General features: G+C 58.8%; 25 protein-coding genes. 13 read left to right on the top strand and 12 right to left on the bottom strand.

From position 1 onward, the window contains the following. Nucleotides 1-73 precede the first annotated feature (73 nt). Together greA and ED661_RS03615 are read right to left on the bottom strand one after the other, a co-directional pair. Nucleotides 74-544, bottom strand: a complete 471-nt coding sequence (greA, locus tag ED661_RS03620; protein WP_122072585.1) for a transcription elongation factor GreA — start codon at nucleotides 542-544, stop codon at nucleotides 74-76. 274 nt (nucleotides 545-818) lie between these two features. Continuing rightward, nucleotides 819-1,202 (bottom strand): VOC family protein, encoded by a 384-nt coding sequence (locus ED661_RS03615; protein WP_122072584.1) that lies wholly within the window; start codon nucleotides 1,200-1,202, stop codon nucleotides 819-821. 107 nt (nucleotides 1,203-1,309) lie between these two features. Between ED661_RS03615 and soxR the strand changes: the two genes are divergently transcribed. The 4 genes from soxR to ED661_RS03595 all read left to right on the top strand — a co-directional run bounded on the left by soxR (nucleotide 1,310) and on the right by ED661_RS03595 (nucleotide 6,337). Next, nucleotides 1,310-1,789, top strand: coding sequence for a redox-sensitive transcriptional activator SoxR (gene soxR / locus ED661_RS03610; RefSeq protein ID WP_122072583.1), 480 nt, complete (start codon nucleotides 1,310-1,312; stop codon nucleotides 1,787-1,789). A gap of 172 nt (nucleotides 1,790-1,961) precedes the next feature. Then, entirely contained in the window at nucleotides 1,962-3,611 is a 1,650-nt protein-coding gene (locus tag ED661_RS03605) for an electron transfer flavoprotein-ubiquinone oxidoreductase (RefSeq protein ID WP_122072582.1), read from the top strand. Between the two features lie 172 nt (nucleotides 3,612-3,783). Then, nucleotides 3,784-5,526 (top strand): tetratricopeptide repeat protein, encoded by a 1,743-nt coding sequence (locus ED661_RS03600; protein WP_122072581.1) that lies wholly within the window; start codon nucleotides 3,784-3,786, stop codon nucleotides 5,524-5,526. After that, nucleotides 5,516-6,337: a 4-(cytidine 5'-diphospho)-2-C-methyl-D-erythritol kinase gene (locus ED661_RS03595; protein WP_122072580.1), complete on the top strand. Its 822-nt coding sequence runs from the start codon at nucleotides 5,516-5,518 to the stop codon at nucleotides 6,335-6,337. The genes ED661_RS03600 and ED661_RS03595 overlap by 11 nt, the downstream gene beginning before the upstream one ends. Here the strand turns inward: ED661_RS03595 and ED661_RS03590 are convergent. Together ED661_RS03590 and ED661_RS03585 are read right to left on the bottom strand one after the other, a co-directional pair. Beyond that, on the bottom strand, nucleotides 6,334-7,080 hold the full coding sequence (locus ED661_RS03590; protein ID WP_122072579.1) for a hypothetical protein: 747 nt from the start codon (nucleotides 7,078-7,080) through the stop codon (nucleotides 6,334-6,336). The two genes, ED661_RS03595 and ED661_RS03590, sit on opposite strands and share 4 nt — an antisense overlap. A gap of 119 nt (nucleotides 7,081-7,199) precedes the next feature. Beyond that, on the bottom strand, nucleotides 7,200-8,198 hold the full coding sequence (locus tag ED661_RS03585; protein WP_122072578.1) for a polyprenyl synthetase family protein: 999 nt from the start codon (nucleotides 8,196-8,198) through the stop codon (nucleotides 7,200-7,202). A 57-nt stretch (nucleotides 8,199-8,255) separates the two neighbouring features. Here ED661_RS03585 and ED661_RS03580 point away from each other — a divergent pair, with 57 nt between their 5' ends. The 3 genes from ED661_RS03580 to ED661_RS03570 all read left to right on the top strand — a co-directional run bounded on the left by ED661_RS03580 (nucleotide 8,256) and on the right by ED661_RS03570 (nucleotide 9,679). Then, on the top strand, nucleotides 8,256-8,477 hold the full coding sequence (locus ED661_RS03580) for a DUF2007 domain-containing protein (RefSeq protein WP_122072577.1): 222 nt from the start codon (nucleotides 8,256-8,258) through the stop codon (nucleotides 8,475-8,477). After that, entirely contained in the window at nucleotides 8,474-9,280 is an 807-nt protein-coding gene (locus tag ED661_RS03575) for a tRNA1(Val) (adenine(37)-N6)-methyltransferase (RefSeq protein WP_122072576.1), read from the top strand. The genes ED661_RS03580 and ED661_RS03575 overlap by 4 nt, the downstream gene beginning before the upstream one ends. Before the next feature lie 219 nt (nucleotides 9,281-9,499). After that, on the top strand, nucleotides 9,500-9,679 hold the full coding sequence (locus ED661_RS03570; protein ID WP_122072575.1) for a YdcH family protein: 180 nt from the start codon (nucleotides 9,500-9,502) through the stop codon (nucleotides 9,677-9,679). A 115-nt stretch (nucleotides 9,680-9,794) separates the two neighbouring features. On the opposite strand, the gene ED661_RS03565 is transcribed toward ED661_RS03570, so the two are convergent. Continuing rightward, nucleotides 9,795-10,649: a DMT family transporter gene (locus tag ED661_RS03565; RefSeq protein ID WP_122072574.1), complete on the bottom strand. Its 855-nt coding sequence runs from the start codon at nucleotides 10,647-10,649 to the stop codon at nucleotides 9,795-9,797. Beyond that, on the bottom strand, nucleotides 10,646-11,593 hold the full coding sequence (locus tag ED661_RS03560) for a transcriptional regulator GcvA (protein ID WP_122072573.1): 948 nt from the start codon (nucleotides 11,591-11,593) through the stop codon (nucleotides 10,646-10,648). Before ED661_RS03560 ends, ED661_RS03565 begins: the two co-directional genes overlap by 4 nt. A gap of 113 nt (nucleotides 11,594-11,706) precedes the next feature. Here ED661_RS03560 and ED661_RS21825 point away from each other — a divergent pair, with 113 nt between their 5' ends. Continuing rightward, a complete protein-coding gene (locus ED661_RS21825; RefSeq protein ID WP_162930022.1) occupies nucleotides 11,707-11,862 on the top strand; it encodes a hypothetical protein in 156 nt (51 codons plus the stop codon). A gap of 76 nt (nucleotides 11,863-11,938) precedes the next feature. Here the strand turns inward: ED661_RS21825 and phbB are convergent, their stop codons facing one another. The 5 genes from phbB to ED661_RS03535 all read right to left on the bottom strand — a co-directional run bounded on the left by phbB (nucleotide 11,939) and on the right by ED661_RS03535 (nucleotide 16,679). Further along, nucleotides 11,939-12,661 carry an acetoacetyl-CoA reductase gene (gene phbB, locus ED661_RS03555; RefSeq protein WP_054459855.1) on the bottom strand — a complete coding sequence of 241 codons (723 nt, stop codon included), beginning with the start codon at nucleotides 12,659-12,661 and terminating at the stop codon, nucleotides 11,939-11,941. A gap of 189 nt (nucleotides 12,662-12,850) precedes the next feature. Further along, nucleotides 12,851-14,026 carry an acetyl-CoA C-acetyltransferase gene (locus tag ED661_RS03550; protein ID WP_122072572.1) on the bottom strand — a complete coding sequence of 392 codons (1,176 nt, stop codon included), beginning with the start codon at nucleotides 14,024-14,026 and terminating at the stop codon, nucleotides 12,851-12,853. Between the two features lie 308 nt (nucleotides 14,027-14,334). Beyond that, nucleotides 14,335-15,144 (bottom strand): EAL domain-containing protein, encoded by an 810-nt coding sequence (locus ED661_RS03545; protein ID WP_122072571.1) that lies wholly within the window; start codon nucleotides 15,142-15,144, stop codon nucleotides 14,335-14,337. A gap of 182 nt (nucleotides 15,145-15,326) precedes the next feature. Then, complete coding sequence (locus ED661_RS03540; RefSeq protein ID WP_122072570.1) at nucleotides 15,327-16,250, bottom strand: sterol desaturase family protein; 924 nt, start codon at nucleotides 16,248-16,250, stop codon at nucleotides 15,327-15,329. 3 nt (nucleotides 16,251-16,253) lie between these two features. Next, a complete protein-coding gene (locus tag ED661_RS03535) occupies nucleotides 16,254-16,679 on the bottom strand; it encodes a hypothetical protein (RefSeq protein ID WP_122072693.1) in 426 nt (141 codons plus the stop codon). Nucleotides 16,680-16,858: 179 nt separating this feature from the next. Here ED661_RS03535 and ED661_RS03530 point away from each other — a divergent pair, with 179 nt between their 5' ends. Continuing rightward, on the top strand, nucleotides 16,859-17,110 hold the full coding sequence (locus tag ED661_RS03530; protein ID WP_216822430.1) for a phosphotyrosine protein phosphatase: 252 nt from the start codon (nucleotides 16,859-16,861) through the stop codon (nucleotides 17,108-17,110). A gap of 56 nt (nucleotides 17,111-17,166) precedes the next feature. On the opposite strand, the gene ED661_RS03525 is transcribed toward ED661_RS03530, so the two are convergent. Further along, nucleotides 17,167-17,739, bottom strand: coding sequence for a TlpA disulfide reductase family protein (locus ED661_RS03525; protein ID WP_122072569.1), 573 nt, complete (start codon nucleotides 17,737-17,739; stop codon nucleotides 17,167-17,169). A 20-nt stretch (nucleotides 17,740-17,759) separates the two neighbouring features. Here ED661_RS03525 and argH point away from each other — a divergent pair, with 20 nt between their 5' ends. The 4 genes from argH (at nucleotide 17,760) to lysA (ending at nucleotide 21,054) form a co-directional block, all read left to right on the top strand. Further along, nucleotides 17,760-19,154, top strand: a complete 1,395-nt coding sequence (gene argH / locus ED661_RS03520) for an argininosuccinate lyase (RefSeq protein WP_122072568.1) — start codon at nucleotides 17,760-17,762, stop codon at nucleotides 19,152-19,154. A 105-nt stretch (nucleotides 19,155-19,259) separates the two neighbouring features. After that, complete coding sequence (locus ED661_RS03515; protein ID WP_122072567.1) at nucleotides 19,260-19,448, top strand: hypothetical protein; 189 nt, start codon at nucleotides 19,260-19,262, stop codon at nucleotides 19,446-19,448. 81 nt (nucleotides 19,449-19,529) lie between these two features. Beyond that, entirely contained in the window at nucleotides 19,530-19,691 is a 162-nt protein-coding gene (locus tag ED661_RS21820) for a hypothetical protein (RefSeq protein WP_162930021.1), read from the top strand. A gap of 97 nt (nucleotides 19,692-19,788) precedes the next feature. After that, nucleotides 19,789-21,054 (top strand): diaminopimelate decarboxylase, encoded by a 1,266-nt coding sequence (gene lysA, locus ED661_RS03510; protein WP_122072566.1) that lies wholly within the window; start codon nucleotides 19,789-19,791, stop codon nucleotides 21,052-21,054. The last annotated feature ends 35 nt before the right edge of the window (nucleotides 21,055-21,089 follow it).

The following is a 21,089-nucleotide window of genomic DNA, read 5'->3' as shown; positions in this document are numbered from 1 at the left end:
TTATACAAGGCTAACGGTTTCGGGGGCAGAGGCAAGAGGAACCCTGCCGGGGTGCTCCTGCCCTGTTGTGCCCCTAGCCGAAAAGGATGGTCAGGATCTCGTAACCGCGCACGCCACCGGGGGTGCGGACCTCGACGCTGTCGCCTTCTTCCTTGCCAATCAGGGCACGGGCAATGGGAGATTTGATGTTCAGCAAACCAGCCTCGACATTGGCCTCATGTTCGCCAACGATCTGCCAGGTTTTTTCCTCATCGGTGTCTTCGTCAACCAATGTGACCTTGGCGCCAAATTTGACCGAGCCAGAGAGTTTGGCCGGATCGATCACATCCGCGAGGCTCAAAATTCCTTCCAGCTCTTTGATACGGCCCTCGATGAAGGACTGTTTTTCGCGGGCTGAATGGTATTCGGCGTTTTCCGACAGATCGCCCAGCTCACGGGCTTCGGCGATGGCTTTGATAATCGTTGGGCGCTCCACCGATTTCAGGTTCTTGAGCTCAGCTTCGAGTGCGGTGTGACCCGCAGAAGTCATTGGGATCTTTTCCATATCTAGGGTCCAGGTCGTTTGGCTAACAGGGTAGCTCTTATGTTGGTATGCGTCGATCTTGCCAAAGGCAGAGCCCCGCCACAAACGCTGTAGCGGGGCTCGTCTTTTGTGTTGGCATTTACCTGACCCAATCTGGGCACAAATTTCAAGGGGGCGGAGCAAGCTCTCCACAGGCAAATTCACTCAATCGGCGGTTTTTGCGGGTTTTGTTGTCGGCTTGCGCGGAAAAATGCCGTGGTCGGGGAGGTTGGGCAGGTCGGCCTGCCAGAGAATATCAATCATCATATTGCACCACCTCATATTCGATCCCGTCGCTGTCGTTGAAGTAAAACCGCTGCCCAGGTTCGTAATCGGCATGGCTGGTGGGGGTGAACCCGGCGGCCAGGACTGCGGCCTCGGTTGCTTTGATGTCCGTGACGACGACGGCCAGATGGTTTAGCCCGCCACGGGTTGTATAGCTATTGCCAGGATCACGTGGCGTGGTTGGCGGCTTGTAGAGCGCCAGATAGCTGTCGGTACCGCCCACATGCAGGCTGAACCCGTCGTAGATCGAAGCCCCGGACCAGCGGGTGTGCCAGCCAAAGACTTCCGCCATCCAGGCTGCGGTGGCTTTGGGATCGGTGACTGTAATGTTGGCATGTTCCAAAATAGCGCTCATTTGCCGTCTCCTTTTTGTTTGGCGTTTGAGTATGAGTCGCCTTAAGATAATTTCTAAACCTAACTTTAGCTCAAGATAAATCTGAACTTTTTTGGGGAGCCGTCAAAATGGCCAAATCAGCAGGGGTGGCGATTGGCTACCTATCAGAGCGCTCGGGCCTCGCGGTTTCGGCAATTCGCTACTATGAGGCGCAGGGGTTGTTGGAGCCCTGGCGCAATGCAGGCGGCCAACGCCGTTTCCACCGCGCTGATATCCGCCGCCTCAGCTTCATCATGATCGCGCAGAAGTTTGGATTTTCCCTGCCGGAGATTCGCGGCTTCCTCAAAACCCTGCCCGGCGGTCGTACGCCTACGCCCGAGGATTGGACGCGGATTTCGACCGGTTTCAGGGAGCATCTGAATGCGCGAATCGAAACTCTAGAGAAAATGCGGGACAATCTGGATGGCTGTATTGGCTGTGGCTGCCTGTCTTTGCCAAAATGCGCGCTTTATAACCCGCAGGATCAGGCCGCCCAAAAGGGAAAGGGGCCGCGATACCTGATGGGAGACAGTCCCGAACCAGCTGCTGCGCCGGAAAAGGGGGCTTGAGCGGCGAAAATGACCCTTGCCCTGCGGCAAAGCGCAGTTCTGATGGAACTAACGCAGAGTTTGGATTGACCTTGTATGTTGCCAAACGCTAAGCAACCGCGAAAGAAAATTACTCCCAGCTCGCCCCCAGCAATGGGACCGGTAGCGAATACAATAGCCAAGGAGCAGCTCTATGGCCGAGATCGAACGCGAAACGATGGAATATGACGTAGTGATCGTTGGGGCTGGCCCCGCCGGTCTGTCTGCCGCGATCCGTCTGAAACAGCTGGATGCCGACCTTGAGGTCGTGGTTCTGGAAAAAGGCTCCGAAGTGGGCGCCCATATCCTGTCCGGCGCGGTTCTGGACCCCTGTGGTCTGGATGCGCTGATCCCCGACTGGAAGGAAAAAGGCGCGCCACTGAACACCGAAGTCAAGGAAGACAACTTCTACATGCTGGGCGAAGCGGGCGAAATCCGCGTTCCCAACCTCCCCATGCCGCCGTTGATGAACAACCACGGCAACTACATTGTCTCGATGGGCAATGTCTGCCGCTGGATGGCGGAACAGGCCGAGGAACTGGGTGTTGAAATCTTCCCCGGCATGTCCTGCTCAGAGCTGGTTTACGGCGACAAAGGCGAAGTCAAAGGCGTGGTTGCCGGTGTCTTTGGTCTCGAAGAAGACGGCTCATATGGTCCCAACACCGAGCCAGGCATGGAGCTGCACGGCAAATACGTCTTCCTGTCGGAAGGTGTGCGTGGCTCGCTGTCGAAAGAGGTCATTGCCAAATATGATCTGCAGGCCGGCAAGGACGTGCAGAAATACGGCGTTGGCATGAAAGAGATCTGGGAGATCGATCCTGCCAAGCACAAAGAGGGCACTGTCACCCACACCATGGGCTGGCCGCTGAACTCCAATGCTGGGGGTGGTTCCTTTATCTATCACTTGGAAAACAATCAGGTTTACGTCGGTTTTGTGGTTCACCTGAACTACAAGAACCCTCATCTCTACCCCTACATGGAATTCCAGCGCTTCAAGCACCACCCGATGGTGGCCGAGCTGCTGAAAGGCGGCAAACGCGTCGCTTACGGCGCCCGCGCCATCACCGAAGGTGGCTATCAGTCGATGCCCAAGCTGGTCGCCCCCGGTGTGGCGCTGCTGGGCTGCTCTGCCGGTATGGTCAACGTGCCGCGCATCAAGGGCAACCACAACGCCATGCTGTCGGGCAAATCCGCAGCCGAGGCCGCCTATGCGGCAATCCAGACGGAACGTTCCGGCGATGAACTGTCCGAGTATGAAACTGCCGTGCGCGATGGCGACATCGGCAAAGACCTCAAGAAGGTGCGCAACGTAAAACCGATGTGGTCCAAGTGGGGCCTGCTGCCTTCGCTGGCCCTGGGTGGTCTGGATATGTGGACCAACACGCTCTTTGGCCTGTCGCTCTTTGGCACCCTCAAGCACGGTAAAAACGATGCCGAGTCGACCGAGGACGCCAGCAAGCACAAAGAGATCGATTACCCCAAGCCAGACGGGGTGCTGTCCTTTGATCGCCTGACCAATGTGTCTTTTGCCGCGACCAACCACGAGGAAAGCCAGCCCTGCCACCTGCGCCTTGCGGATCCGAACTTGCCGATTTCGACCAACCTGCCGAAATTCAATGAACCGGCGCAGCGCTACTGCCCAGCAGGCGTCTACGAGGTGGTTGAAAAAGACGGTAAGCCGGAATTTGTGGTCAACTTCCAGAACTGCGTGCACTGCAAGACTTGCGATATCAAAGACCCAAGCCAAAATATCACCTGGACCACCCCCCAGGGCGGCGATGGTCCGAACTATCCGAACATGTAAGCCCAAAGGCTGCAAAATCAGCAACAAAACAGGCAATAGCATGCCTATGTTGCTGAGCGCCTATGGAAATCACGTAAAATTGGGGCGGCCTTCGGGTCGCCCCATTGCGTGTCACCTGGTCCCGCACTACGATTCGGTTTGAGCGAGCCGCACACGCAGAGGAGAACTCCAGGTGCCGATTTTACATTCCCGCAGCCTTACGGCGCTGGCCTTGGTTGCCTTTTCAGCATCAGGAACTTTTGCAACCGCCCAGAGCGCCTCGGCTGATGGCCTGGCCGGGTCCTATCTGGCGGGGCGGGCTGCCACTTTTGAGAGCGATTTTTCCACTGCTGCGGAGTATTATACCCGCGCCTTGGTGCGTGACCCTTCCAACCCGCTGCTGATGGAAAATGTGGTCTTTGCCCAACTGGCGCAGGGACAGATGAAAAAGGCAATCCCGGTGGCCGAACGGCTCTGGCAGAGCGATGCGCGCAGTCAGGCGGCCAATATCGTGATGGCCGGTGGCTTTGCGCTGTCTGAGGATTTTCAGGCCATCCTGGATCGTGATATGGAAACCCGCCAGATTCACCCGCTGGTCGATGGCCTGCTAGAGGCCTGGGCGCAGATGGGCATTGGATCTGTCGACAAGGCAATCGTGGTTTTTGATCGCATCGGTGAAGAGGAGGCGCTGCGCCCCTTTGCTGCCTATCACAAGGCGCTGGCGCTGGCCTCGGCGGGGAACTACGGCGGCGCCGAGGCGCTGTTTGCGGAAAATGACGGGCAGCTCACCCGGTTGTCGCGCCGCTCGGCGCTGGCCCGGATCGAAATCCAATCGCAGCTGGGCGAATTTGATATGGCCCTGGCCACGCTGAATGACAGCTTTGGCTCAGGCAGTGATCCCGCCCTTGATGACATCCGCAGCCGTCTGGAGGCGGAGGAGGCGCTGGGCTTTTCCATTGCCAGCACTGCCCGTGATGGGATTGCCGAGGTCTTCTTTACGCTGGCGGCGGTGATGAACGGTGAGGCTGCCAATGATTTTGTCCTGATGTATGCCCGCGTAGCTTCCGCGCTCAGCCCGCAACATGTGGACGCGGTGCTGCTCAGCGCCGAGCTGTTGGATCAGCTGGGACGGTATGAGTTGTCGATTGCCACCTACAAACAGGTGTCTAGCGACCACCCAGAATATTACGCCGCCGAAATGGGTCGCGCCGAGGCGCTGCGCCGGGCTGCGAAACCGGACGCCGCTGCCGAAGTACTGGAGCAATTGGTAGGGGATTTCCCAACCCTGCCTCAGATCTCGATCAGCCTGGGCGATCTGTTGCGCCAGCAGGAGGACTACGCGGGGGCCATTTCCGCCTATGATTCTGCGCTGTCCCATATGGCAGAGGATTCGGGCAGTCGCTGGTTCCTGCATTACGCCCGTGGCATCTCTCACGAACGGCTTAAAGACTGGCCCAAGGCTGAGGCCGATTTCCGGGCCTCGCTGGAATTGCGTCCCAACAGCCCGCAGGTGCTGAACTATCTTGGCTATTCTCTGATCGAAAAAGAGGATACGCCGGAGAAACTGGACGAGGCCCTGGGGATGATTGAACGCGCGGTCGCGGCACAGCCAAATTCTGGCTATATCATCGACAGTCTGGGCTGGGTTTTCTACCGGCTGGGCCGTTACGCCGATGCCGTGGGTCCTATGGAGCGCGCGGTGGAATTGATGCCAATCGACCCGGTGGTCAATGATCACCTGGGCGATGTCTATTGGGCTGTGGGCCGGTTGCGTGAGGCTGAGTTCCAGTGGAAACGGGCGCTGTCCTTTATCAAATCCGGTGAAGGCGACGGCGAGGCGGATCCGGATCGCATCCGCAGTAAGCTGGAGCTGGGCCTCGATGCAGTGCTCGAGCAGGAAGGCTCGGCGCCTTTGCAGGTGGCCAATGGCGATTGAGGTCTTTGCGCCTGCCAAAATCAACCTGACCCTGCATGTCACCGGCCAGCGCGCGGATGGCTACCATCTGCTGGATTCACTGGTTGCCTTTGCCGATCTTGGCGATGGCTTACAGCTGACAGCCGGCCCCGAGATGCGGATCGACCTCAGCGGCCCCTTTGCCGCAGGTGTGCCACAGGATGCGCGCAACCTGATTTGGCAGGCCGCCCAGGGTGTGGGCTGGTCTGGCGCGATTGAACTGAACAAACAGCTGCCTCACGGCGCGGGCATTGGCGGCGGGTCTTCTGATGCGGCGGCTGTGCTGAATGCTCTGACGGCAGAGGGGCTGACTGTGCCCACGGATCTGCCCCTGTCGCTGGGCGCTGACCTGCCGGTCTGTATGGTGGCCCGCGCTGCGCGTATGCAGGGCATTGGCGAATTGCTCACCCCGATCGAATTGCCGGAGCTGCCAGCGCTCCTGGTCAACCCCGGTTGCCATGTGCCGACGGGTGCGGTGTTTTCCGGTCTGCAAAGCCGTGACAATGCGCCGATGCCGGATGAAATTCCGCCTTTCAAAAGTGTCAGCGACTGCTATTTCTGGTTGGCAGATCAACGCAACGATTTGGAAGAGCCGGCGCGTGTCGCAGCACCTGAAATCGACCGGGTGCTGAGCGATCTGGGGGCCAGCAAGGGGGCGTTACTGGCGCGGATGTCCGGGTCTGGCGCCACCTGCTTTGCGCTCTACCCAACCCTAAAGGCGGCCCATATGGCGGCCTATGAGATCGGCGCTGAGCATCCCGATTGGTGGATCCGGGCGGTCACCCTGCGTTAGAGCTGAAGGTGGATGTGGTCGTCGTGGCGGGCGGCGCGACAGCCCTGAAACCGGATCTTGTCACTGCTCAGCCCCAAGGATTGCTTGAGATGCGGCTCGATAAAAATCTTGGCCACGCGCGGGTCACGCGCCAGGATCTCGACGAGCAATCGATTGCGCTGCGACTCCAACTCAAAGGTTTTCCATAGAGATTGCAACCCGTCCAGATCCCACCGTAGGGACAGCAAGGTGTCCGGGCAGTTCGTTGGCCCGTCTTCAAAGGCGAAGTAGCCAATCGGGCTGCGCACTTGGTTCGGGAAAAACAACCCTTCTGCATCCGCATAATAGAAAGCAAGATCGACCTTCTCGCCATCGTCATGGGACATATGCGGCAGCAGCGGGAAGCCGGTGAGGAAGGGGAAATTGGCATCCAAAACCAGCGTCTGGGTGCCGGGGTAGTCCTCTCTCACCCGCTCTGCTGCGTCTTCCAGCACGGTCTTGAGCTCAGGCGTGACATAGGTGCGGTTGGTGGCGCAGTAGAACCAGGACTGCACCTGCAGGGGGCCGCGTTCAAAGCAGGAGAGCGCGGTTCTACCGCTCAGCGGTGCCAGCCAAATCGCCGCGAGGCTCAGCCCGGTATAGAGCAGCGCAAAAATCGGGAGAGGATAGCGAAACAGCCGTGACAGGGCCCAGGCGATGCCGCCCAGTTGGGTCAGAGCCGTGAGAACGGCAATGATGCAGGCATGAAAAACAAGGTGCAGCATGGGCAGGTAAATCAATTTCCGTTCAACTGGGTAAAGGGCTTGGCGGAAAGCTAAACACAAATGAAAACGCCCGCATAGCTGCGGGCGTAGGATTTATTGATCTACGTATGGGGCAGAGCCTAATGCAGGCGCGAGACCACATATTCGGCCAGATCATGTAGCATCTGGCGGATCGGGTGATCTGGCAGTTCAACCAGCGCATCGGTCGCCTTTTCGGCCCAGAGCAGCGCATCCTGGCGGGTGGCTTCCAATGTGTTGTATTTCGCCATCAGGCCCAGAGCCTGCTCCAGATCGCCCTCTTCCTGGCGACCCTTTTCAATGGTGCGGGTCCAAAAGGCGCGCTCTTCGTCGGTGGCCTGAGCCACGGCCTTGATCACCGGCAGCGTCAGCTTACGCTCGCGGAAATCATCGCCGACGTTTTTGCCGGTGGTGGCGGCATCGCCCTGATAGTCCAACAGGTCATCGGCAATCTGGAAGGCAATGCCAAGCGCATCGCCATAGTCATACAGCGCCTTGACCTGATCCGCCGGGGCCTCGGCAATGACGCCACCCACTTCGGTGGCGGCGGAAAACAGCGCTGCCGTCTTGCCGCGAACCACCTGCAGATAGACCGCCTCATCCGTGGCCAGATTGGAGGCGGCGGTCATTTGCAGAACCTCGCCCTCGGCGATGGTGGCAGAGGCATTGGCTAGAATGTCCAGCACCCGCAGCGATCCGGTTTCTACCATCAGCTGGAAGCTGCGGGAGAACAGGTAATCGCCCACCAGAACCGAGCTTTTGTTGTCCCAAAGCAGGTTGGCGGTAGGGCGCCCGCGCCGCTGGCCGCTTTCATCCACCACATCGTCATGCAGCAGCGTCGCGGTATGGATGAACTCCACCGTTGCCGCCAGTTTGACGTGATGTTCGCCCTCATAGCCACACAGCCGGGCTGCGGCGAGGGTCAGCATGGGCCGCAGGCGCTTGCCGCCGGCGCCAACCAGATGCGCTGTCACCTCGGGAATGCGCGGCGCATGTTCTGACGCCATACGGGTCTGGATCAGCGTGTTCACCGCTTCCATTTCCCCGCTCAAAGTGGCGGCGAGCAATTCATGTGGTTTTTGCGTCGTGACTTGGTTCATTGCTTCCCCGGCTTTCAGGCTCGACAAGACCGTGGCCTTGCCCTTAGATCCATCCCCATGAAAGAACTTTTGCGCAGCACCGATCCTACCGTCCTGGCCTTTGCATCCGCCCTTCTTGAGGGTGAGGATATAGACTGCTTTCAGATGGACGTAAATATGAGCATCCTCGAAGGTGGCATCGGGATTTTTCCGCGTCGGCTGATGGTGCGCGAAGATGACTATATCCTGGCCAAACGCGCGATGCTGGACAATGAAATCCCGCTTGGCAACGACACATGACGCAGGCGGGCGACGGGGAGGGAAACGCGGCGCGCGGCTTTCCCGAGGCGGCCCTGTCGCTGAATGATTTCCTCGGCGGACGGGTGCAGCTGTGGCAACCACGTGAGGGCTATAGGGCCGGGGTGGATCCCGTGCTTCTGGCCGCTGCGCTGCCGGCACGGGCAGGGGAGCGCGTGTTGGAGCTGGGCTGTGGCGGCGGCCAGGCGTTGCTGTGCCTTGGCGAGCGGGTGCCGGGCCTGACGCTCACCGGGGTGGAGTTGCAATCGGACTATGCCGATCTTGCCAGACGCAATGCTGTGCAGAATCAGCAGTCTGTTGAGGTGATCGAGGCGGATCTTGCGGCGCTGCCCAATGATCTGCGCCAGCGCCAGTTTGACCAGGTCCTGGCCAATCCGCCCTATTATCGCGCCGGGGCCCATAGCCCAGCCGAGGACACTGGCCGCCAGATTGCCCTGGGCGGTGATACGCCACTGGAGCTCTGGATTGACGTGGCCGCGCGGCGCCTGACTCATAAGGGCTATCTGCATATGATCCAGCGGGCGGATCGGCTACCCGAAATCCTGACCGCCTGTCAGGGGCGTCTTGGCTCGGTTGAAGTTATGCCGCTGGCGCCGCGACAGGGGCGCCCGGCAGAGCTGGTTCTGCTGCGGGCCCGCAAGGGGGGGCGTGCCGATTTTCGTCTGCATGCGCCCCTGATCCTGCATGAAGGGGAGCGCCATCTGGCGGATGTCGAGAGTTACCGGGCCGAGGTGCGGGCAATTTTGCGTGAAGGCGCCGCCCTGGCCTGGCCGACGACAAAGTAGGTATCTGAGGGCCGTATTGCAAGCTCTGCGGATGGTTTTATCTGGCGTTTCGGGCGATTTGATCCTTAAAAATAACGCTATTGGCGAGCTTTGGCCGATATGACAATTTCATGACAAAAACTATGCGTCTGCAGCGTGACAGCGGGCAAAACTTGTGGTCCACTCAAATCAACCCCGCTGATTTGGGGTTGAACGTCTCGCTTAATAAGGAGGAACGCCATGAGCCTCAGCTCGCATCTTACCGAACTGAAAAAGAAGCATGACCACCTGAGCATGGAAGTCGAACACGCCCAACGATCCCCCAGTACCGACGGGTTGGAGATCGCCGGGATGAAGAAGCAAAAGCTGAAACTCAAAGAAGAGATTGAGCGCCTGTCGAGCGAAACCGAGACAGCATAACCGCCTATCGAGCCCGGGGAATTCGCCCCTGAACGATATGAGCGACAGAGTTTTCAGGGCTGCCAGAAATGGCGGCCCTTTTATTTTGGCGTGACGGTCGTGTCATGCCGCTTGTTCAGCCGCTTTTGGCAGCGATTGCAGCCCCTGCGGTGATCAGTGCGGCAGCCAATGCCAGCGCCCAGCTTGGGTCTGCTACTCCGGCCAGAACCAGCACAAGGGTCGACAGCAAGGGTGCCGCATAGGAACTGGTGCCAAGCATCTGAATATCACCCTGTTTGACGCCAATGTCCCAGACATAGAAGGCCAGTCCAACTGGCCCCAGCCCCAACAGCAGGGTCGAGGCCCAACCAATGGTGCCCTGCGGCCAAATGGTCTCTTCCAGGGCAAAATGCAGTCCCCAGGAGGCAATGGCGGTAACGACGCAAAACACTGCAACCGAACTGGTAGGGGCTGACCCCATCAGACGCGACAGCACCGAATAGCCCGACCAGGTCAGCGCGCAGAGGAAGGCAAGGATATAGCCGGGCAGGAATTCTGCCTGAAAGCCGCCGGATCCGCCGGTGATGATAGCGGCAGCACCAGCAAAGCCTAAAATCGCCCCGATCAGATGTCCGGGCCGCAGGCGCTCACCGGGGAGCAAACCGGAAAACAGCACGATCAGCAGCGGCCAGAGATAGGCAATCAGCCCGGCTTCGGCTGCAGGGGCCAGGCGCAGGGCGGAAAAATACAGTGCGTGATAGCCAAATAGCCCAACAGAGCCAAAAGCATAGACCTTCCAGGGGATTTTGCGCAACTGGCCCAGACCACCTGTGCGCATGGTCCAGATCAATCCCAATGTGCCGCCAATAGTGAAACAGATGGCATTCAGCAGCAGTGGCGGGGTTGGCGCAGAGCCAACGGTCAAGAGCGCCAAAAGCGCCCAGAGCAGCACGGCAACAAATCCAACTGCGGTGGCCTTGGAACGGGTCATAAAGCGGCGATCTCCTCAACCGGAATAACTGTGAAACCGTCGGATATATGCGCGGTTTTTTCGATCTCCGCCAGAAACCAATCGCGAAAAGCTTTGATCTGGGGGCGTTTTTCTGCCCCCGGCAGGCAGAGGAAGCGAAACCGGGCCTTGGTTTCGATCGCCAGCTTGAAAGGCATCACCAGGCGCCCCTCCTGCACATCGCCGATAATCATCGGGCGCCGCCCCAGGGCCACACCCATTCCCGCAGCTGCCGCGCTGATGGCGTGGTCGGCATTGGAAAAATGGGTGCCATGCTGCGGGGTGTAATCTATCCCGGCAGCGCGAAACCAAGTGGGCCAGTCACAGGGGGGCTGCAAAAAATCGATCGAATCATCAAAGATCAGCGGCGCCTGCATCAGGCTTTCCGGCGTTGTGAATTGCTCGGCCAATTGGGGCGTCATTACCGGGGTCAGCCATTCCTTGCGCACCGGCACCGAGTAAAGCCCGTCGTCCTCACCATAGCCAAAGCGGATCGCCACGTCGACGTCATCGCGCGTCAGGTCCATATTGCGCAGGGTGGCCGAAAATCGCAGGTCGATCTCGGGATGGGCGCGGGCAAATTCATAAAGCCGCGGCGCCAGCCATTTGGCCGTCAGCGCAGGGCCTGCGGTCACGGTAAGGCTGCTGTTGTCCTGCAGCCGTTTGGTGGCCATCCAGGCCGCCGAGAGCGCCTGAAAGCCCTCCGTTGCACCGGGAGCCAGGGTGCGTCCGGCCTCGGTCAGCTCTACTGCGCGGTTGAGACGGCGAAACAGCGGCGCGCCCAGATGCTCTTCCAGCGATTTGATCTGAAATGACAGGGCGGCGGGTGTCACGTTTAACTCTGCCGCGGCCTGGGCAAAGGACATGTGCCGGGCGGCGGCATCAAAGGCCCGCAGGGCGGTGAGGGGAGGGAGGCGATCTGACATATCACACAAGTAATACTTAACTGAAGGCTTGAAAAGTCTCGTTTGTAGCTTTTGTTTTAAAGCCTCATATTGGCTTCAGATAGACAATCTTGATCCGAACGGAGGTCTGAGCGATGGAATATTCAGCAAATAGCAACGTCAAGCAGGCGATGGAACGTGCCCATGCGGAGCGCAGCCAGGCGCTGTTTTCAGCCCTGTCCTGGCTGTTCCGGTCGCGTAAATCTGGGGTCACCAAGACCGCAGATATTGGGTTTTCCCGCTGGGCATAGTGCACATGTTCTTACGGGATTAGAAAAGGGCCGGTCTGAACAGACCGGCCCTTGCTTGTGCTACAGGGGCGTTAAATCAGACGAAGAACTGACCACCGTTGGCCGAAATGGTGGAGCCATTGATAAAGCCCGAATCATCGGAGGCCAGAAAGGCCACGCAGCGGGCGATTTCTTCGGGCTCACCCAGACGACCTGTTGGGATCTGACTGATGATCGAGTCGCGTACCTTTTCTGGCACCGCCATGACCATTTCAGTGGCAATGTAGCCGGGGCAGATCGCATTGGCGGTGATGCCGGCGCGGGCACCTTCCTGGGCCAGAGATTTCACGATCCCCAGATCGCCGGCCTTGGTTGCGGCATAGTTCGCCTGGGCAAACTGGCCTTTTTGACCATTGATCGAAGAGATCACGATGACGCGGCCAAATTTGCGCTCGCGCATGCCAGGCCAGATCGGGTGAACGGTGTTGAACACACCAGTGAGGTTGGTGTCGATGACCTCTTGCCACTGTTGCGGCGTCATCTTGTGGAAGGGCGCATCACGGGTGATGCCGGCATTGGCCACGACGATGTCGATTGGGCCCAGATCGGCCTCTACCTGGGCAATGCCTGCCTGGCTCTCTTCGTAAGAGCCGACATTCCATTTGTATGTCTTGATGCCGGTTTCCTCAGTGAACTTTGCCGCCGCTTCGTCATTGCCCGCGTAGGTCGCGGCCACGGTGCAGCCCTGATCCATCAGAGCCTTTGAGATTGCTGCGCCAATGCCGCGTGAGCCGCCGGTGACGAGTGCAGTACGTGCCATTCAGTCTTCCTCCAGTTCGAGATTCTCTCGGTAATCTTGCTACCCATTGATAATGCTATACGCAACAATATTGCGCAATGGATTTTTGCCGCGATGCCGCGTAAATTGTCGCACCTGCAGCGAAGTCTCATAAGTTAACAAAAAAGGGCGCCAAATTGGCGCCCCGTTCTATGTCAAATTGGCAACGCCTTATGGGCGCTCCAGGCACATGGCGACACCCATGCCGCCACCGATGCAGAGCGTGGCGAGGCCCTTTTTAGCGCCGCGCCGCTGCATTTCAAACAGCAGCGTGTTCAGCACCCGGCAGCCCGAGGCGCCGATGGGGTGGCCGATGGCGATGGCGCCACCGTTGACGTTGACGATTGAGGGATCCCAACCCATGTCCTTGTTGACAGCACAGGCCTGTGCGGCAAAGGCCTCGTTGGCCTCAACCAGATCCAGATCGCTGACGGACCAGCCCGCCTTGTCCAGGGCTTTGCGCGAGGCATAGATCGGGCCGACGCCCATGATCGACGGGTCCAGACCAGCTGTGGCATAAGAGGCAATCCGGGCCAGCGGCTCGATACCGCGCTTTTCGGCGTCATCGGCGCTCATCAGCAGAGTGGCAGCAGCGCCATCGTTGAGGCCGGAGGCATTGGCCGCTGTGACGGAGCCTTCTTTGGCAAAGGCAGGGCGCAGTTTCTGCATCGCGGCCATAGTGGCGCCGTGACGGATGTATTCGTCCTGATCCACCACGATGTCACCCTTGCGGGTCTTGATGGTGAAGGCGGCGATCTCATCGGCAAATTTGCCGGCCTTTTGCGCCGCTTCCGCCTTGTTCTGGCTGGCGACGGCAAATTCATCCTGCATCTCGCGCGAGATCTGCCATTTATCGGCAACATTCTCGGCGGTCTGACCCATGTGGTAGCCATTGAAGGCATCCCACAGACCATCGCGGATCATGGTGTCGATATATTTCATGTCGCCCATCTTGTGACCGGCGCGCAGAGCGGCAGCATGGGGAGAGAGGGTCATGTTTTCCTGACCGCCGGCGCAGACGATCGAGGCATCACCCAGCTGGATGTGCTGAGCGCCAAGGGCCACGGCGCGCAGACCGGAACCACAGACCTGGTTGATGCTCCAGGCAGAGCTTTCCTGTGGCAGGCCGGCATTGATATGGGCCTGGCGCGCAGGGTTCTGGCCCTGAGCCGCGGTCAGAACCTGTCCCAGAATGGTTTCGGAGACTTCGGATTTGTCGACGCCAGCGCGCTCTACCACGGCTTCCAGTACCGCACGGCCCAGATCATGGGCGGGCGTATTGGCGAAGGCTCCGCCAAAACTGCCGACGGCGGTGCGCGCGGCGGATGCAATTACAACATTGGTCATTTATTTGGGTCCTCTGCCATCAAATTCTCTCGTGAAGAAACGCAGGTCGCGGGTCATAAATTCACCGCAAAATGACAAATCTCCACCTCCCTCTCCGGGACAGATATAGCGTCTTGCTGCAGTTGCAGCAATTGACAGGGTGTCTCAGGGTTTGGGTCTGAGTCAACTGGCATATGTTAAAAACAAAAAGAACCACCCCAGGCGCGAGCTGAGGTGGTGCTGACTTTGCCGCAACGCAGCGATTTTTCAACAGCTCTGCAGTGCCTTAGGGGCAGGGGCTGGTCTGGCAGTCTGAGGCAAACGCTGTGTCAGGCGCGATTGCGTTGCTTCATCTGTTCCAGCCAGGGCGGGGAAACCGAGGGTGCTCCGTAAAGGAAGCCCTGCAGGCAATCGATCCCAATTGAAACCAGAAACTCGGCTTCGGCCTGGGTTTCAACAGATTCTGCGACGACCAGCATGTCGAACTGTTTGGCAACTCCAACCAGGGCGCGCACGACGGCTTGATTGTCGTGATTGGAACAAATCCCACGAATGAACTGCCCGTCGATTTTGACCGCGTCAAAAAAGAACTCACGGAAATGGCCGATGGCTGTGGTGCCCGCGCCAAAACTGTCGAGCGCAAAGGCAATGCCGTGTTCCTGCATCCGGTCCATAAAGTCGATCACCAATTCCGGAGCCGCCATGGCCGAGGCCTCGGTGATCTCCAGAACCAGACGCTCGCCTATGGTGGAGTCTTTCTTCAGGAAACTATTGAGAACTCTGGACCAACGGCTGTAGCCGATGGAGCGAGCGGACATGTTGACCGAGAGACGAATTTGCGGTGATTTCATCAGGGCGCGAAGACCGTGCTGCAGGGCAAGACAATCCAGCTCGCGGCCAATTTCCTTGTCATGCACCACATGCATGAAGTCACGCGCTGGAATAACCCGGCCAGTGGCGTCCAAAACCCGGATATAGCCTTCATAAAAGGCAACATCATGGGGCGGCATCGCCTGCATGACCGGCTGATAGGCCAGCATGGTCTGGTCATGTTTGACGGCCTCGGCCACCATATCCAAGGTTGAGCGATCCCGTGAGACCACAGCGGCGGAAATCGGATCTTCAGAGCCCTCGGCCATATTTGCCCGTCTCAGTTTTCGCTTATTGACCACGCCCTGCCTCCTGCTGCTGTCGTTTTCTGGGAAAACTATGCGTCACCAGGGACTGTCGTTCAAAAGGGTGAATTGAGGCTTAAATCTAAAACTTTAGCGAATTCCGTTTTGCAGCCATGGCGCCAAAAACGCGCCAGATCTGCCCCAGGTCAAAATCCGGGTGTGCCGCTGTCCTGCGGCTGGCGCGCCAAGTGCTTGGCCTTGATGGTCTCAGAGGTGTCACGGCTGCCATCATGGCTATAGCCGGGCGGCGCCAGCGCATAGAGCAGGCGCTGTTTCAGCGACAATCCTGGCAGGGTCATATCCCGGTAGATCGCCACCCATTCGTGAAAGGCCACCCGCAGAGGGTTGAAGGTGGCGATGTTGTAGACTAGCCCATAGTCAACGGGATCATGCTCCTGTTCGGGCACAAAGGTCCCAAACATCTTGTCCCAGATGATGAAAACCCCGGCGTAGTTGCAGTCCAGATAGCGCGGATTGCGACCATGATGGGCGCGGTGGTGGCTGGGGGTATTCATCACCGCTTCAAACCAGCGCGGCATCTTGCCGATGGCCTCGGTATGGATCCAGAACTGGTAGACGAGGTTGATACCGCCCACAAAGAGCACCAAGGCCGGGTGAAAGCCGAACAAGACCAATGGCGCGCGTACCACCATCATAAAGGTAAAGGTACCGGTCCAGGTTTGCCGCAGCGCGGTGGTCAGATTGTAGTGCTGACTGGAGTGGTGATTGACATGGCTGGCCCAGACCCAGCGAATGCGGTGGCCAAAACGATGCACCCAGTAATAGCGCAGATCGTCCAGCACAAAGCAGAGGATGATCACCCAGACCGAGGTGCCCAGATCCAGTGGCGTGATCTCCCACAGCACCATAAAGAATCCCCACGCGATAAAGCCCAACAAAATGCCAGAGGCGACACTGCCGGCCCCCATGATCAGCGAGGTCACCGCATCGCGGGTCTCATAGCGCCCACCACGGCCTTTGAGCGCGATCCACAGAAATTCGCCTAGGATCGCGGCGATAAAAATCGGCACCGCCAATTGCGTCACATCCGGAAAAGAGACCGTGTCCATGGCTTATACCTCTTGCTTTCGGGGCTGTGGGGATGACGGGCCCTCAATCAGCTCTTGCCAAAGGGCGGCTTCGGCTTGACCGAGATGCAGCTGCACCGTGGGAGCTGAAAAATCCGCAAGGCGCAGCTGCAGCCCCTGCTGGCAGGGGCTCAATTTGGCACCCTCCAGAAACCGGGCCACTGTATCGGCCCCAAAGGACCAGACCAGCCCCAGTGGTGCGCTGCCATCAGCAGTTTGGATAAGGGCGGCATGGCCGTCTTTGGCCAGGGTCAGATCTACAACCGGGTTTTCTGGGAACTGTCGGAACCAGGCCTCGCGGGCTTCGGGCTCTGTCATCACTTTAGGCTGTGACCGCCCACTCAGGTGCAAGAGCAGCGCAATCGCGCTGATGCCTCCCACAACCAAGATCAACAAAAGTTCCAGCGGCATTGCTCCCTCCCAGATCATGCCTGTTGCCGATCAGAATGGCGGTGCAAAGGCACTGCTGTCAAAGGTGGCGTCGGGGAAGGCCAAACTCTTTAGGATGTTTTTTCTGATGCGAAACCTGTTAGAGGGGCCGAATGGGTGAATCTGTGAGACGTGTCTTATTCATTTGCGGCAAGGCGCGCATGCGCAGCCCAACAGCTGCGGATATGGTGGCGAGCTGGCCGGGATTTGAAACCGATTTTGCGGGGCTGAGCAAGGACGCGGATGAACTCTTGTCTTCAGAACATCTGGGCTGGGCGGATATAATCGTGGTGATGGAAAAGCGTCAAAAGTCAAAGCTGTCCAGTCAGTTTAGCGCGCACCTGGTGGCAAAACGGGTTGTGGTGCTGGCGTCGCAGACAAATACGATTATTTGGAGCCAGCCTTGCAAGTGATCCTGCACCAAAAGTTGCGGAAAGTCCTGCAAGGCTAACCATCTGGTAGAATGCGATTAACTGCCGGGCGTGCTGTCAATCATCGCCGCAACAATGGCCTTGGCGCTCTCAGAATTCCATTCGGCATCCCCCAGCAGACGGGCGACCTCTTTGCCGTCGCGATCCAGAAGCACCGTGATAGGCAGGCCAATCACAGCCATTTCACGGGCCAGGGCCTGTTTGGGATCCTGATGGCGCGGCAGGTTGGTGATGCCGTTTTCCTCAAAGAACTTGAGAATGCCCGCTGGAGAGTTGCGCCCGGCGGCGATGGTCAGGACCTCAAAGTCTTCGCCGCCGAACTCTTCCTGCAGTTCGGCGATCTGCGGCATTTCTTTGCGGCAGGGCGCGCACCAGGTGGCCCAGAAGTTCAGCAGAACCACCTTGCCCTTGTAGTCCTGCAGGCTGGCCATGCCGCCGTCGTCCTCGAGGTGGAACTCAGCCTGCGAGACCTCGCGGGCTTCCTTGTGGACCACCAGACGTTTCAGGCTTTCGGCGCGCAGGGCTTCCAATTCGGCAACATCGGCAGCCAATGCCGCATTTGCACCCAGGCCCAGGGCGATATAAAGGGAAAGATGACGTAACAGACGCATATTATCTCCGGGATTCCACCATGACAGATCAAGCCTCGAACCAGATGTGGGGCGGCCGTTTTGCCGCTGGCCCAGACGCGATCATGGAGGCGATCAACGCCTCGATCGGTTTTGACAAACGGATGGCTGCCCAGGACATTGCTGGCTCCAGGGCCCATGCAGCGATGTTGGCCGCAACAGGCGTTATAAGCGATAACGACGCGGAGGCAATTCGGGAAGGGCTGCTCACGGTCTTGTCAGAGATCGAGAACGGAACATTCCAGTTCTCCACCGCACTCGAAGACATCCACATGAATGTGGAGGCCCGTCTGAAAGAGGTGATTGGTGAACCCGCAGGCCGTCTGCACACTGGCCGGTCACGCAATGACCAGGTGGCGACAGATTTCAAACTTTGGGTGCGGGACCAGCTGGATGCGGCAGAATCGGGCCTTTTGGCGCTGATCCGGGCGCTGCTGACCCAGGCCGAGGCAGGCGCGGATTGGGTGATGCCGGGCTTTACCCATCTGCAGGTGGCGCAGCCAGTGACCTGGGGCCATCACATGATGGCCTACGTCGAGATGTTTGGCCGCGACCTGAGCCGGGTACGCGATGCCCGTGCCCGGATGAACGAGAGCCCTCTGGGCGCGGCCGCGCTGGCGGGCACCTCTTTTCCGATCGACCGCGAGATGACCGCAACGGCGCTGGGCTTTGACCGCCCGGCGGCAAATTCGCTGGATGCGGTCTCGGACCGTGACTTTGCGCTGGAGTTCCTGTCGACGGCCTCGATCTGCGCGGTGCACCTCAGCCGTTTTGCAGAAGAGCTGGTAATCTGGTCCTCGGCGCAGTTCCGCTTTGTGACCCTGTCAGACCGCTTCTCCACTGGCTCGTCGATTATGCCGCAAAAGAAAAACCCCGACGCGGCTGAGCTGATCCGCGCCAAAGTGGGCCGGATCTTTGGGGCCAACACCGCGCTGATGATGGTGATGAAGGGCCTGCCACTGGCCTATTCCAAGGATATGCAGGAAGACAAGGAACAGGTCTTTGACGCCGCTGACAACTGGATGCTGGCGCTGGCGGCGATGGAGGGCATGGTCAAGGATATGAGCGCCAACCGCGCCGAGCTGGCCGAGGCTGCGGGCTCTGGCTTCTCCACCGCGACCGACCTGGCCGATTGGCTGGTGCGGGTGCTGGGTCTGCCATTCCGTGATGCGCATCACGTCACCGGATCCTTGGTGGCCCTGGCCGAGGGGCGCGGCTGCGACCTGCCGGATCTGACCCTGGAGGATATGCAGGGTGTACACGCTGAGATCACTCAGGATGTCTTTACTGTTCTTGGCGTTGAAAACTCGGTAAACTCCCGCATGTCCTACGGTGGCACTGCCCCCGCGCAGGTGCGTGCTCAGGTGGCGCGCTGGACGGCTATTCTGGAGGCCTGAACCGGCCTGCAGAGAGGAAAAACAAGCCATGGGCAGCCTTGAAATGTTGCCCGTGTTGCCCATCTAAGCTCAGTAAGAACCGGGCCGGTTTTTGGAGATGCCACAATGAACAATTGGATGCTCAAACTGATTGGGATCGCCGTTTTGACTGCGGGCCTCAGCGCTTGTGGCGTTGATGGTGAACCCGTGCGCCCCGCGTTGAACGCAGGGATTGGGGTTTCCAACAATGGCGTTCACGCCGGGGGATCCGTTGGGCTGCAAAAGGGCCCTTTCAATCTCTCGCTTGGTTTCTAAGCGACGCGATTTGGTGGCCTGAGCAGCCAAAGACGTCAAAACGACACTTCACAACGCAAGATGGGCAGGAGCTTTTATACTATGATCCGTTTTCTTTTGGTTCTGGGTCTCTTTGGCCTGTCCGCCTGTGATCTGCCGCAGTCCTATGCCGAACCTCCCAAGGCTGAAAAAGCAGATCGCGCGCCTTCATCCGGCGTGCGTGTCTCGGGCTATGCCCGTGTTGGGGTTTCTCACAACTTTTAACCAGCGGCACCTGTGCCCGGACTGTTGCTGATCAAAGCGCAACCGATGGCAGGGAATCATTTGCCAGCCCTGCCGGTTTTGGTCTAATCGCAAAAGCATGGATCACTTTCTCTACCGCGACGGCGCGCTCTACGCCGAAGACGTGCCGGTTGCCGAGATCGCGGCTGCCGTGGGCACTCCGTTTTATGTCTATTCCACCGCGACACTGCTGCGACACTTTCGTCTGTTTGACGAGGCGCTGGAGGGCATGGATCACTTGGTTTGCTACGCGATGAAAGCGGCCAGCAATCAGGCCATCCTCAAGACCCTGGCCCAGGCGGGCGCGGGAATGGATGTGGTCAGCCAGGGCGAATATATGCGGGCCAAGGCGGCGGGTGTTCCGGGAGACAAGATCGTTTTCTCCGGCGTTGGCAAAACCATGGAAGAAATCCGCTGCGCCCTGTCTGGCGGTATTCGCCAGTTCAACGTCGAATCCGAACCTGAGATGGCGGTGATCAACGCGGTGGCACAGGAGCTGGGGCTGGTGGCACCGATCACCATTCGGGTGAACCCGGATGTCGATGCCAAGACCCACGCCAAGATTGCCACTGGCAAATCCGAGAATAAGTTTGGCATTCCGATTTCGCGTGCCCGCGAGGTCTATGCCCATGCAGCCTCGCTGCCGGGGCTCAAGGTCATTGGCATCGACTGCCACATCGGCTCGCAGCTGACTGATCTGGAACCTTTCCGCAAGGCCTATGAAAAAATTGCAGAACTGACCGAGAGCCTGCGCGCCGATGGCCATGATATCCGCCGCCTTGATCTAGGCGGGGGCTTGGGCATTCCCTATACCCGCTCCAATGAGGCGCCGCCCCTGCCGGTGGAATATGGCCAGCTGATCAAAGACACCCTGGGCCATCTGGGCTGCGAGATCGAGATCGAACCGGGTCGTCTGATTGCAGGTAATGCCGGGCTGATGGTGAGCAAGGTGATCTATGTGAAATCCGGCGAGGACCGCGAGTTCCTCATCGTGGATGGCGCGATGAACGACTTGATCCGCCCGGCCATGTATGAGGCACACCACGATATTGTGGCGGTGAATGAACCTGCGCCGGGGATTGAGAATCGCCCCTATGATATCGTGGGGCCGGTCTGCGAAACCGGGGATACTTTTGCCAAACAACGCGACATGCCGCCACTTTCGGCCGGCGATCTTATCGCCTTTCGCTCTGCGGGCGCTTATGGGGCTGTGATGGCCAGCGAATATAACTCGCGCCCCCTTATTCCCGAAGTTCTGGTGCATGGGGATCAATTTGCGGTTATTCGCCCACGACCGGACTTTGACGAAATGATAAACCGCGATACCATCCCGGAGTGGCTCTGAGCGACCCGGCAGATTTTGCCGAGGTCCCGGCCACA

Origin of the sequence: Pseudophaeobacter sp. EL27, from assembly GCF_900313025.1 — a bacterium.
GTDB lineage: Bacteria > Pseudomonadota > Alphaproteobacteria > Rhodobacterales > Rhodobacteraceae > Pseudophaeobacter.
The sequence above is the reverse complement of the archived record's forward strand: the minus strand, read 5'-3'. Positions and strand labels throughout refer to the sequence as shown.

Coding starts and splice junctions, on each gene's coding strand:
- greA (WP_122072585.1), bottom strand. CDS start 544: ATGGAAAAGATCCCAATGACTTCTGCGGGTCACACCGCACTCGAAGCT.
- ED661_RS03615 (WP_122072584.1), bottom strand. CDS start 1,202: ATGAGCGCTATTTTGGAACATGCCAACATTACAGTCACCGATCCCAAA.
- soxR (WP_122072583.1), top strand. CDS start 1,310: ATGGCCAAATCAGCAGGGGTGGCGATTGGCTACCTATCAGAGCGCTCG.
- ED661_RS03605 (WP_122072582.1), top strand. CDS start 1,962: ATGGCCGAGATCGAACGCGAAACGATGGAATATGACGTAGTGATCGTT.
- ED661_RS03595 (WP_122072580.1), top strand. CDS start 5,516: ATGGCGATTGAGGTCTTTGCGCCTGCCAAAATCAACCTGACCCTGCAT.
- ED661_RS03590 (WP_122072579.1), bottom strand. CDS start 7,080: ATGCTGCACCTTGTTTTTCATGCCTGCATCATTGCCGTTCTCACGGCT.
- ED661_RS03585 (WP_122072578.1), bottom strand. CDS start 8,198: ATGAACCAAGTCACGACGCAAAAACCACATGAATTGCTCGCCGCCACT.
- ED661_RS03580 (WP_122072577.1), top strand. CDS start 8,256: ATGAAAGAACTTTTGCGCAGCACCGATCCTACCGTCCTGGCCTTTGCA.
- ED661_RS03575 (WP_122072576.1), top strand. CDS start 8,474: ATGACGCAGGCGGGCGACGGGGAGGGAAACGCGGCGCGCGGCTTTCCC.
- ED661_RS03570 (WP_122072575.1), top strand. CDS start 9,500: ATGAGCCTCAGCTCGCATCTTACCGAACTGAAAAAGAAGCATGACCAC.
- ED661_RS03565 (WP_122072574.1), bottom strand. CDS start 10,649: ATGACCCGTTCCAAGGCCACCGCAGTTGGATTTGTTGCCGTGCTGCTC.
- ED661_RS03560 (WP_122072573.1), bottom strand. CDS start 11,593: ATGTCAGATCGCCTCCCTCCCCTCACCGCCCTGCGGGCCTTTGATGCC.
- ED661_RS21825 (WP_162930022.1), top strand. CDS start 11,707: ATGGAATATTCAGCAAATAGCAACGTCAAGCAGGCGATGGAACGTGCC.
- phbB (WP_054459855.1), bottom strand. CDS start 12,661: ATGGCACGTACTGCACTCGTCACCGGCGGCTCACGCGGCATTGGCGCA.
- ED661_RS03550 (WP_122072572.1), bottom strand. CDS start 14,026: ATGACCAATGTTGTAATTGCATCCGCCGCGCGCACCGCCGTCGGCAGT.
- ED661_RS03545 (WP_122072571.1), bottom strand. CDS start 15,144: ATGGCCGAGGGCTCTGAAGATCCGATTTCCGCCGCTGTGGTCTCACGG.
- ED661_RS03540 (WP_122072570.1), bottom strand. CDS start 16,250: ATGGACACGGTCTCTTTTCCGGATGTGACGCAATTGGCGGTGCCGATT.
- ED661_RS03535 (WP_122072693.1), bottom strand. CDS start 16,679: ATGCCGCTGGAACTTTTGTTGATCTTGGTTGTGGGAGGCATCAGCGCG.
- ED661_RS03530 (WP_216822430.1), top strand. CDS start 16,859: ATGCGCAGCCCAACAGCTGCGGATATGGTGGCGAGCTGGCCGGGATTT.
- ED661_RS03525 (WP_122072569.1), bottom strand. CDS start 17,739: ATGCGTCTGTTACGTCATCTTTCCCTTTATATCGCCCTGGGCCTGGGT.
- argH (WP_122072568.1), top strand. CDS start 17,760: ATGACAGATCAAGCCTCGAACCAGATGTGGGGCGGCCGTTTTGCCGCT.
- ED661_RS03515 (WP_122072567.1), top strand. CDS start 19,260: ATGAACAATTGGATGCTCAAACTGATTGGGATCGCCGTTTTGACTGCG.
- ED661_RS21820 (WP_162930021.1), top strand. CDS start 19,530: ATGATCCGTTTTCTTTTGGTTCTGGGTCTCTTTGGCCTGTCCGCCTGT.
- lysA (WP_122072566.1), top strand. CDS start 19,789: ATGGATCACTTTCTCTACCGCGACGGCGCGCTCTACGCCGAAGACGTG.